The sequence below is a fragment of the Xenorhabdus sp. BG5 genome (assembly GCF_015163665.1).
Lineage (GTDB): Bacteria > Pseudomonadota > Gammaproteobacteria > Enterobacterales > Enterobacteriaceae > Xenorhabdus.
In genome coordinates, this window is sequence record NZ_JADEUG010000054.1 from 1 (window position 1) to 10,610 (window position 10,610).

Below are 10,610 nucleotides of genomic sequence, written 5' to 3' on the forward strand. Positions count from 1 at the left end.
GCATGTGTTAGGCCTGCCGCCAGCGTTCAATCTGAGCCATGATCAAACTCTTCAATTAAAAGTTTGATGCTCAAAGAATTTCACTGTTAGTTCATAATGAATTAACTGCTTGGTCACTCTTTAAGACTTGAATCTTGCTCGCCTTTCGGCGTATCGATAGTCTCTTGCGAGTGCCCACACAGATTGTCTGATTAACTTGTTAAAGAGCGTTGGCAACCGGAAGCGTCTTCCGGGTTGCGAGGCTGCGTATCTTACGCTTTCCTCTTACCGTGTCAAGCCTTATTTTTCAGGGCCTTTCACGGTGTCATCCCGACCGGTTTGTGTGTTTGTCGTGATAACGGAAGCGCATTATAGGGAGTTTTTTGATACTAGCAATAGTTATTTTGAAAAAACATTTCAACCGATTATTTATCACCCAAAATACCCGAATTTGGTGTTTTCCCAATCTAGAAAAAGAAAAAAGAGGTGCAAAAACACCTCTTAAGAACTTTCTAAGCAATCAATATCATTGTGTTGCAACAATAAGATTGTCTTCTAATTCCAAAGTTACTAACTTACCTGGTATCAATTTACCAGAGAGAATTTGCTGAGCCAGAGGATTTTCAATCTCTTGCTGGATAGCCCGTTTCAATGGACGAGCTCCATATACAGGATCGAAACCTGCTTCGCTGAGTTTTTCCAATACTGGAGGTGTTATCTCTACCTGATAGCCGCGCTCTTCCAAACGCTTATATAAACGCTGCAATTGAATATTCGTAATAGATTTCAGATGCTCTTTCCCTAATGGGTGGAACACAACAACTTCATCAACCCGGTTAATAAACTCAGGCCTGAAATGATGACCAACTACTTCCATCACCATATTTTTCATACCGATATAATCCAATGCACCAAAACGTTCTTGAATCATATCGGAGCCTAAGTTAGAGGTCATAATCACAACGGTGTTACGAAAATCAACGGTTCTTCCTTGACCATCAGTTAAACGGCCATCATCCAATACCTGCAATAAGAGATTGAAAACATCTGGGTGGGCTTTCTCTACTTCATCCAGCAAAATGACAGAATAAGGACGACGGCGCACCGCTTCTGTCAGATACCCTCCTTCTTCATATCCAACATATCCGGGAGGCGCTCCCACCAACCTTGAAACGGTGTGTTTTTCCATAAACTCCGACATATCAATGCGCACCATAGCATCATCACTGTCGAATAAGAAATTAGCCAACGCCTTACACAATTCTGTTTTCCCCACCCCTGTCGGCCCCAAGAACATGAAAGAACCGATTGGACGATTGGGATCAGATAATCCTGCTCTGCTACGACGAATTGCATTCGATACGGCATCAACAGCTTCATTCTGCCCTATCACACGTTTATGCAATTCTTGCTCCATACGCAGTAACTTATCTTTTTCGCTTTCCAGCATCCTAGATACAGGAATCCCTGTCCAGCGCGCGAGTATTTCAGCGATTTCAGCATCTGTGACTTTGTTACGCAGCAGCTTCATATGACGATTTTCTGCTGTTGTTGCTGTTGTCAGACGTTTTTCCAATTCAGGAATTTTTCCGTACTGAATTTCAGACATTTTAGCCAAATCACCACTACGGCGAGCTTTTTCTAATTCAATACGGGCATTTTCTAATTCGGCCTTAATATTCTGAGTACCACTAAGTTCAGCTTTCTCCGCTTTCCACTCTTCTTCCAATTCAGAATATTCACGTTCTTTTTCTGCCAATTCTTCATTCAGCATCTCTAAACGTTTTTTACTAGCATCATCAGACTCTTTTTTCAGTGCTTGCTGCTCGAGTTTTAATTGAATAACACGACGCTCAAGGCGATCCAATGCTTCTGGTTTAGAATCCATCTGCATACGCAGACTTGCCCCTGCTTCATCAATCAAATCAATTGCTTTATCAGGCAGCATGCGATCAGAAATATAACGATGAGATAATGTTGCAGCCGCCACAATTGCCGGATCAGTAATTTGGACATGATGATGCAATTCATATCGCTCTTTCAATCCACGTAAAATAGCAATCGTGTCCTCAACCGTAGGTTCTGCCACATAAACTTTCTGGAAACGGCGTTCTAAGGCCGCATCTTTTTCTATATATTGACGATATTCATCAAGTGTTGTTGCCCCAACGCAATGCAGCTCTCCACGAGCCAGAGCGGGTTTTAGCATATTACCAGCATCCATTGCGCCTTCGGCTTTGCCTGCACCTACCATGGTATGCAATTCATCAATAAACAGAATGGCTGAACCTTCCTGTTTGGCAAGATCATTCAAAACACCTTTCAAACGCTCTTCGAATTCACCACGATATTTAGCACCGGCTAATAACGTTCCCATATCGAGAGACAAAACACGTTTGTTTTTCAGCCCTTCTGGAACCTCACCATTGACAATACGCTGTGCCAAACCTTCAACAATCGCGGTTTTCCCAACCCCTGGCTCACCAATGAGGACAGGGTTATTTTTGGTTCTACGCTGCAACACCTGAATAGTTCGACGAATTTCTTCATCACGCCCAATTACAGGATCTAATTTGCCTTGTTCAGCACGCTCAGTCAGATCAATGGTATATTTCTTTAACGCTTGGCGCTGATCTTCTGCGCCTTGCTCATTCACTTTTTCACCACCGCGCATTTGTTCTATTGCCTTAGTGATTTTATCTTTGGTTGCTCCCGCCGCTTTCAACATGTCACTTAATGTTCCACGTTCTTCTATCGCTGCCAGAACAAAGAGTTCAGAAGAAATGAAGTTATCACCTGATTTTTGGGCAAGTTTGTCACACAGGTTTAAGTAACGTCCCAGTTCGTTGGATACCTGCACATCTCCACCATTGCCTTCTACTTTCGGCAATCGGTTCAGAGCCCGATTCAGTTGATCATTGAAGCTTCCTGTATCCACCCCTGCCGAGGCCAATAAAGGACGTACTGAACCGCCTTCTTGATTAATTAATGCACTCATCAAGTGGATAGGTTCGATGAATTGATTATCACGCCCTAATGCGAGGGATTGGGCGTCAGCGAGAGCAAGCTGGAATTTATTGGTAAGACGATCCAGACGCATAACACCTCCAATACTGGTCAGAATTTGCTACTGGAGACTAGATAAGGTCATTCCTTAAATATTCAAGGTCTTCTGAAAAGTTAATTGGAAACTTACCGCTATACGCCAAAGATCGTCCTGTAAAGTAGGTTATCGCAACCAGATTAAAGTTGCCATTCGCCCTGTATTACCATCACGACGATAGGAGAAAAAGTTTTTTTCCTCCGTGACAGTACATGCGGCTCCACCAAAAATTTCTGTTATTCCTACTAACTGCAACTTTAATTTAGCCAGTAAGTAAATATTTGCCAGAAAATTATCGCCATAAGGCGTAAAAGCTTGTTCCAGATCAGGATTAGTTGCGATGAAAGCTTCTCTCACCTCACCTCCCACCTCAAATTTTTCAGGGCCAATAGCAGGCCCCAACCACGCACGGATCATGTCAGGTTTTGCGCTAAATCGAGACACAGTATTCTCCAACACTCCGGCACATAATCCGCGCCATCCTGCATGAGCCGCCGCAACCTCATCACCAGAAATACTGCAAAAAAGAACGGGTAAACAATCTGCTGTCATCACAGCACAAACCTGATCAGGGATATTCGTGTAAACGGCATCGGCCTGATTATTCACCAATGGCTGACCATCAAGTGTGATGACACGTGTTCCGTGTACTTGCTCCAACCATGTAGGTTGTTGCGGTAATTGGGCATATTCAACCAATAGCGTTCTATTCCGTTCCACGTATTCTGGAACGTCCCCAACATGATTACCCAGATTTAAACTGTCATAAGGAAGTTGGCTTACTCCGCCTAAACGGATAGTACTGCAAGCGCCAACATTATCAGGCTGTGGCCAATCAGGAAAAATCAGTGGTGTCATTTACCTACCAATCCATCTCATCTTTGAAAGTCTCGGCATCTGCTTTCATCACTTCAATCAACTTAACCATGTCGTCCGGTAATGGAGCATGCCATTCCATCTCAATTCCAGTGATCGGATGGTAAAGACGTAACATAGTTGCATGCAATGCCTGGCGATCAAAATTGCGCATCGCTTCGCGAAATTCATCAGAAGCCCCTTTTAAAGGACGAGGCCGCCCGCCGTACAGAGGATCTCCCACCAACGGATGTTTTATATGTGCCATGTGCACACGAATTTGGTGTGTTCTGCCTGTCTCCAAACGCAGACGTAATCGAGTATGTGCCCGGAAATGCTCCATAACACGATAATGGGTAACAGCAGGTTTACCCATAGGATGTACTGCCATGTGTGTTCGTTTTGTTGGATGGCGGGAGATAGGTTCTTCTACCGTTCCTCCAGCCGTCATACACCCCAGAGCAACCGCTTCATATTCACGGGTTATTTCACGTAATTGCAAAGATTCCACCAAACGAGTTTGTGCCGGAACGTTTTTTGCCACAACCATTAGCCCTGTCGTATCTTTGTCAAGACGATGAACAATACCTGCACGGGGAACATCTGCAATGTCAGGGTAATGATATAACAAGGCATTCAACACAGTACCGTCAGGATTACCGGCTCCCGGATGAACAACCAAATCACGTGGTTTATTGATGACCAAAATATCGTCATCCTCATAGACAATATTCAGTTCGATATCCTGAGGCTCCCAACGTGCATCTTCTTCAATGATAGCGTCAACGGAGATTTCTTCACCGCCCAGGACTTTTTCTTTTGGTTTGCTAATTAATTTGCCATTAACTTGAACTTTATTATCCAGGATCCACTCTTTTATACGTGACCTGGAGTAATCAGGGAACAATTCAGCCAAAGCTTGATCTAAACGTTGACCAAGCTGAGATTCAGCGACTATTGCATTAAGTCGGATTTGTTGTGCCATATATAGTTTCTATATTTTACGTTGAGTTTTGACGGCGAGGCCGTTTCATTTAAAATAGTGTGCTATTGTAACCCCATATTTCGCCGGGAGCTTCACGGACAGTCTCCCAGAAAACACTCAGAGGATAATCAACACGTGATGATTCGCATGAAATATCTGGTGGCAGCGACCACATTGAGCCTGGTTCTATCTGGATGCTCCAGCAATAAAGATGCTGTTCCTGATATCCCGCCATCTCAAATTTATTCAATTGGACAGGAAAAGCTGCAAGAAGGTAACTATAAAGCGGCTATCAAGCAATTGGAATCCCTTGATAACCGATATCCTTTTGGCCCTTACTCCCAGCAAGTTCAACTTGATCTGATCTACGCCTATTACAAATCAGCGGAATACCCACTGGCTCTCGCATCCATTGACCGTTTCATGCGCCTGAATCCAACCCATCCTAATATCGATTATGTACTCTATATGCGTGGTTTAGTTTCGCAAGCGCTGGATGACAGTCCATTACAAGGCCTTTTCGGCATTGATCGATCAAATCGTGATCCTGAACATGCCCGTGCTGCATTCCGTGATTTCAACCAACTGGTACGCTATTACCCTAACAGTCAATATTCCACTGATGCTACTAAGCGGTTAATCTTCCTCAAAGAACGTTTAGCCAAATATGAACTTGAAGTTGTTCAATATTACACTAAACGCAGTGCTTACGTAGCTGTCATCAATCGGGCAGAACAGATGCTACGAGACTACCCTGATGCTAATGCAACTCGGAAAGCACTCCCTTATATGGAGTTAGCTTATAAAGAATTAGGATTGACGGCTGAAGCCAATAAAGTAGCACAACTGATCGCTGCCAACCCCGTATAAAATCTTATTCCATCAGGTTTGAACAAGTAAACAAAAACAGTAGCTAAATAGCTGCTGTTTTTTTATCTACTGGTTGAAGTTGTAAAGTTGTCGTTGCCAGAAATATCACTACTGGAAGTGGAAGTGTGATTTTTGTAAGACTTGCTTTTTGTTCTATATCTTATTTAGCCAACAAACCGAACGCATCGGCACATTTTGTGCCATGTTTGGCTATAGCTATATCTTTATTATTTTCACCTTGAAAATAATTCAAATTTTGTAATTATAACGCAATTTAACAATCCCATAACTGACCAATAATGATGCATAACTCTTTCCTTCGCAACAAATATTCTCCATATCTTCGTTAGCTATCACAATTCCGTCACTTACTGCCAAAATCACTCAATAAAAGTGATTTAGATCATTCTTTTTATGCAAAATGGCGCTATGCTGGATGCATCAGAGACGGAGTAACATCAAAGAGGTAACTATATGTTAGTGAACATTACCAGCAAACAAATGGAAATTACCCCCGCAATTCGTAGCCATGTAGAAGACCGTCTAAGTAAGTTGAGCAAATGGCAAGTTAATCTAATCAATCCACATATCGTGCTATCAAAAGAACCGCAAGGATTCTTGGTTGACGCCACAATCGGCACACCAAATGGCACGTTAGTAGCCAGCGCTAAACATGAAGATATGTATGCAGCAATCAATGATCTGCTGACAAAATTAGAGCGCCAACTCAATAAAGTGCAGCATAAAGCAGAAGCTCGCCGCACAGACAATAGTGTTAAAGAGTCCAATCTCAACTTAGAAGTATAATCCTCCCTGATTCTTGTCCTAACGCGCTCAATGAGCGCGTTTTTACTGCCTGTTGACACTCCAAGCTAAATAGGTTAATTAAAATACATTATTGAAACCATAAAGTAGCATGCTAACAGGTCAAATGATTATCAAACCGTCTTTGTTATTTTTCTTTTTTTTCACCTTCTCATAAGGAGGTTGATTCGTTTCAAAGAAAATTAAGAAGACGAATAAAAGCCTCCCATCGACAGGGAGGTTTTTCGTTTTACTGATCACAAACATATCTACGATACACAGGCTACACTCATAATAAGCATATCAGGAACATACTATGGAACGAGACTTAGTGAGTTTACGAGAGGAAATTAGTCATATTGATGCGGAATTGCTGGATCTACTTGCTAAACGCCGACAATTAGCCAGTGACATCGCTCAGACAAAACTGCTCGATCATCGCCCTATTCGAGATAAAAATCGTGAACGAGAGTTGTTGAATGCATTGATTGATAAAGGAAAATCATGTGGATTAGATGGATTTTACATTACGCGATTATTTCAGATGATCATTGAGGATTCTGTTCTCACCCAACAGGCGTTATTGCAACAATATCTGAATCAGACACCTTACGATTCTGCCCGTATTACTTTTTTAGGACCAAAAGGTTCATATTCTCATATTGCCGCTCGACAATTTGCTGCTCGTCACTTTAATCAGTTGGTTGAGTGCAGTTGTCACAAATTCTCAGATATTTTCTCACTAGTTGAGATTGGTCAGGCTGATTATGGCATCCTGCCACTGGAAAATACCAGCTCAGGGGCAATCAATGAGGTTTATGATTTATTGCAACATACTCCTCTATCCCTTGTTGGAGAGATAACTTTGCCAATCAATCACTGTCTATTGATTGCCGGGCAAACTGATATCTCAAGGATAAAAACCGTTTATAGCCATTCCCAACCTTTTCAACAATGTAGCCAATATCTCAATAAATATCCTGACTGGAATATTGTCTACTGTGAAAGCACTGCTGCGGCTATGCAAAAAGTGGCTGAACTCAACTCACCAGAAATAGCCGCATTAGGCAGTGAGGCTGGCGGCACTCTTTATGGATTACATGTTTTAGAAAACAACCTAGCAAATCAGCAAGAGAATAGTACTCGCTTTATTGTTGTCTCCCGCAAATCTATTGACGTATCCGAACAAGTTCCTGCCAAAACCACGTTTATTATGTCAACTGGACAGCAAGCAGGAGCACTGGTTGATGCTCTCATTATCCTAAAAAAACATGATATCCCCATGAGTAAATTGGAGTCTCGCCCGATAAATGGCAAACCGTGGGAAGAGATGTTTTATATTGATGTACAAGCCAATCTACGTTCCATGAAAATGCAACAAGCATTGAAAGAATTGACGGAAATTACTCGTTTTCTGAAAGTGTTAGGATCTTACCCATCAGAAAATGTCATTCCTATCGATCCTATCTAAAGTAAAAAACAAAACCGGATAGAAACATCCGGTTTTAAAATAAGACCCTATCGGTTGTCACTAGCCTGCTGCAAAAGCATTCGACTTTCCTTCATAAATCGAGCTGCTTCATCACCAAACCAACCACTCACTTGGTTAAAGCTCTCAATAAAAGCTGACTTATCTTGATGTTCCAAGATTTCCAGCGCCTGCCCAAAACTTTGGTAATACCGACGTATAAGTGCAATATTTTCAGGACTAGACATAATAATATCAGCATACAGTTGAGCATCTTGTGCAAATAATCGTCCCACCATCGCTAACTCCAATCGATATATCGGTGAAGATAGTAAAAGCAATTGCTGTAAGTCGATATCTTCCTTTGCAAGATGCCGTCCGTAAGAGAAGGTAGTGAAATGACGCAACGCCTGAACGAAACTCATATTTTTATCATGCTTCTCTGCGGTGATTTGATGTAACCTCGCTCCCCATACTGATATCTGTTCCAAAAACCATTGATATGATTCTGGATAGCGTCCATCGCAATACACAACCACTTGCTTAGCAAAGCTACCTACATCTGGCCCAAACATAGGATGCAACCCTAAAACCGGCCCTTTATGTACTTCAAGCATCGCATTTAACGGTCTTTGCTTGATTGAAGCCAAATCAACTAAAACGCACTGTTCTGGCAAAGGGGGTAATCGACGGATAATCTTCTCTGTCAAATGAATGGGAACACTGACGATTACCATCCCTACTCCGGCTAATATATGTTTGGCGTTATCCCAATCGTCAGCTTCGAACACCCTGACTTCATAGCCAGACAACGTCAACAATCGACTGAATAATCGACCCATTTTGCCTGAACCACCTACAATGACCACAGGTCCCAAATGAGTACTGAGTTTTTTAAAGCCTTTGTTATTTTCACTGACATAAGATTCTCGCATAATTCGGCGTAAGATATCTTCAATCAAATCAGGCGGAATTCCCATATTTTCCGCCTCCTGACGGCGTGAGGCCAACATAGCAGCCTCCCTATCAGGATCATAAATCGGTAAGCCGAGTTGACTTTTAACTTCACCCACTTGCGCGACTAAATTCATTCTTTTTGCCAGCAACGCTAATAAGGTTTTATCTACCTCATCAATTTGAGCTCTCAACTGTGACAATTCTGTTGTCATATTGGTTATCCTGCTTTTGCCATCATTATGTTTCGATTAACCAAATGTGGAGCGATTTGTTGGTGCAGTTTTCTCAATATTTGCTCTGTAGTCTGCCAGTTAATACAGGCGTCTGTCACCGAAACACCATATTTCATCTCAGAGCGAGGCTGTTCGGAGGATTGATTGCCCTCATTAATATGGCTTTCCAACATAATCCCAATGATGGATTGATTTTTGGACATTATTTGTTCAACAACAGAATCTACAACGATACTCTGGCGACGAAAATCTTTATTGGAATTACCGTGACTGCAATCAATCATCAGTGATGGTATCAGCCCTGCTTTAACCATTTGGCGTTCACAATCAGCAACGTGTTCTGCACTGTAATTCGGCACTGCGCCACCACGCAATATCACATGTCCATTCGGATTACCCTGAGTTTGCAACAAACAAACCTGACCTGACTGATTTATTCCCATAAAGCGATGGGGCATTGCTGCTGCTTTCATGGCATTAATTGCGGTATTCAAACTACCATCTGTACCATTTTTAAATCCGACTGGAACAGACAACCCTGATGCCATTTCACGATGAGTTTGGGATTCTGTTGTTCTGGCACCAATTGCTGACCAGCTAAATAGATCCCCTAAGTATTGTGGATTATTGGGATCAAGTGCCTCATTAGCCAATGGCAATCCCATTTCTACCAGGTTCAACAACAGGCGGCGGGCAATATGCAGCCCAGCATCCATATCAAATGAACCATCCATATAAGGATCACTAATTAATCCTTTCCAACCGACGGTTGTACGAGGCTTTTCAAAATAGACACGCATAACAATATACAGACAATCACTCAATTCAGCAGAAAGCGTTTTCAAACGACGGGCATAGTCTAGGGCTGCATCCACATCATGAATTGAACATGGACCACATACCACTAATAAACGAGGATCACGATGCTGAATAATGTCAGCGATAGTATTACGCGCGTTTGTGATGGCATGTCGATCATGGCTATTTAGCGGATATTTCCGTTTCAACTCTTCCGGTGTGATAAGGACTTGCTCATCAAGGATATTAACGTTATTCAGAGCGTCTTTTTGCATGATCATTTCTACCTGCCTTGTCTGTTTAATGTTTGTCTAAGTGTCTGCTGGATAACATACCATGATCCGTAAAGAATACAATCCAAAAACGTAAATATTATCTACAAACTGTAAATAATAATTTACACATAATGCAAAGACTGTTGATATAGTGGAGATACTCACAAGCCATTGAATTTTATTTTCATATCAAAATATATAAATAATTATTAAAGTTAATTCATTGTAAATGACAATTTACAACCCAACCAAAATAGAAATAATTTATTAACCAATTACATAT

The 10,610-nt window shown here is 41.8% G+C and carries 8 protein-coding genes; 3 read left to right on the forward strand and 5 right to left on the reverse strand.

Going from position 1 to position 10,610, the window contains the following annotated elements; translation table 11 throughout:
* Positions 1–505 precede the first annotated feature (505 nt).
* The 3 genes from clpB to rluD all read right to left on the reverse strand — a co-directional run bounded on the left by clpB (position 506) and on the right by rluD (position 4,922).
* Positions 506–3,079 carry an ATP-dependent chaperone ClpB gene (clpB, locus tag IQ209_RS17390; RefSeq protein WP_193852455.1) on the reverse strand — a complete coding sequence of 858 codons (2,574 nt, stop codon included), beginning with the start codon at positions 3,077–3,079 and terminating at the stop codon, positions 506–508.
* A gap of 129 nt (positions 3,080–3,208) precedes the next feature.
* Positions 3,209–3,940, reverse strand: a complete 732-nt coding sequence (gene yfiH / locus IQ209_RS17395; protein WP_193852456.1) for a purine nucleoside phosphorylase YfiH — start codon at positions 3,938–3,940, stop codon at positions 3,209–3,211.
* Between the two features lie 4 nt (positions 3,941–3,944).
* Positions 3,945–4,922 (reverse strand): 23S rRNA pseudouridine(1911/1915/1917) synthase RluD, encoded by a 978-nt coding sequence (rluD, locus tag IQ209_RS17400; protein WP_193852457.1) that lies wholly within the window; start codon positions 4,920–4,922, stop codon positions 3,945–3,947.
* Between the two features lie 147 nt (positions 4,923–5,069).
* Here rluD and bamD point away from each other — a divergent pair, with 147 nt between their 5' ends.
* The 3 genes from bamD to pheA all read left to right on the forward strand — a co-directional run bounded on the left by bamD (position 5,070) and on the right by pheA (position 8,067).
* Complete coding sequence (gene bamD / locus IQ209_RS17405; protein ID WP_193852461.1) at positions 5,070–5,792, forward strand: outer membrane protein assembly factor BamD; 723 nt, start codon at positions 5,070–5,072, stop codon at positions 5,790–5,792.
* Positions 5,793–6,266: 474 nt separating this feature from the next.
* Positions 6,267–6,599 carry a ribosome-associated translation inhibitor RaiA gene (gene raiA / locus IQ209_RS17410; RefSeq protein WP_047771873.1) on the forward strand — a complete coding sequence of 111 codons (333 nt, stop codon included), beginning with the start codon at positions 6,267–6,269 and terminating at the stop codon, positions 6,597–6,599.
* A 313-nt stretch (positions 6,600–6,912) separates the two neighbouring features.
* Positions 6,913–8,067: a bifunctional chorismate mutase/prephenate dehydratase gene (pheA, locus tag IQ209_RS17415; protein ID WP_193852458.1), complete on the forward strand. Its 1,155-nt coding sequence runs from the start codon at positions 6,913–6,915 to the stop codon at positions 8,065–8,067.
* Between the two features lie 47 nt (positions 8,068–8,114).
* On the opposite strand, the gene tyrA is transcribed toward pheA, so the two are convergent.
* Together tyrA and IQ209_RS17425 are read right to left on the reverse strand one after the other, a co-directional pair.
* The gene (tyrA, locus tag IQ209_RS17420) at positions 8,115–9,233 is read right to left on the reverse strand and encodes a bifunctional chorismate mutase/prephenate dehydrogenase (RefSeq protein ID WP_193852459.1); all 1,119 of its coding nucleotides are present in this window, start codon (positions 9,231–9,233) and stop codon (positions 8,115–8,117) included.
* Positions 9,234–9,238: 5 nt separating this feature from the next.
* Positions 9,239–10,333, reverse strand: coding sequence for a 3-deoxy-7-phosphoheptulonate synthase (locus tag IQ209_RS17425; protein ID WP_304952578.1), 1,095 nt, complete (start codon positions 10,331–10,333; stop codon positions 9,239–9,241).
* Between the last annotated feature and the right edge of the window lie 277 nt (positions 10,334–10,610).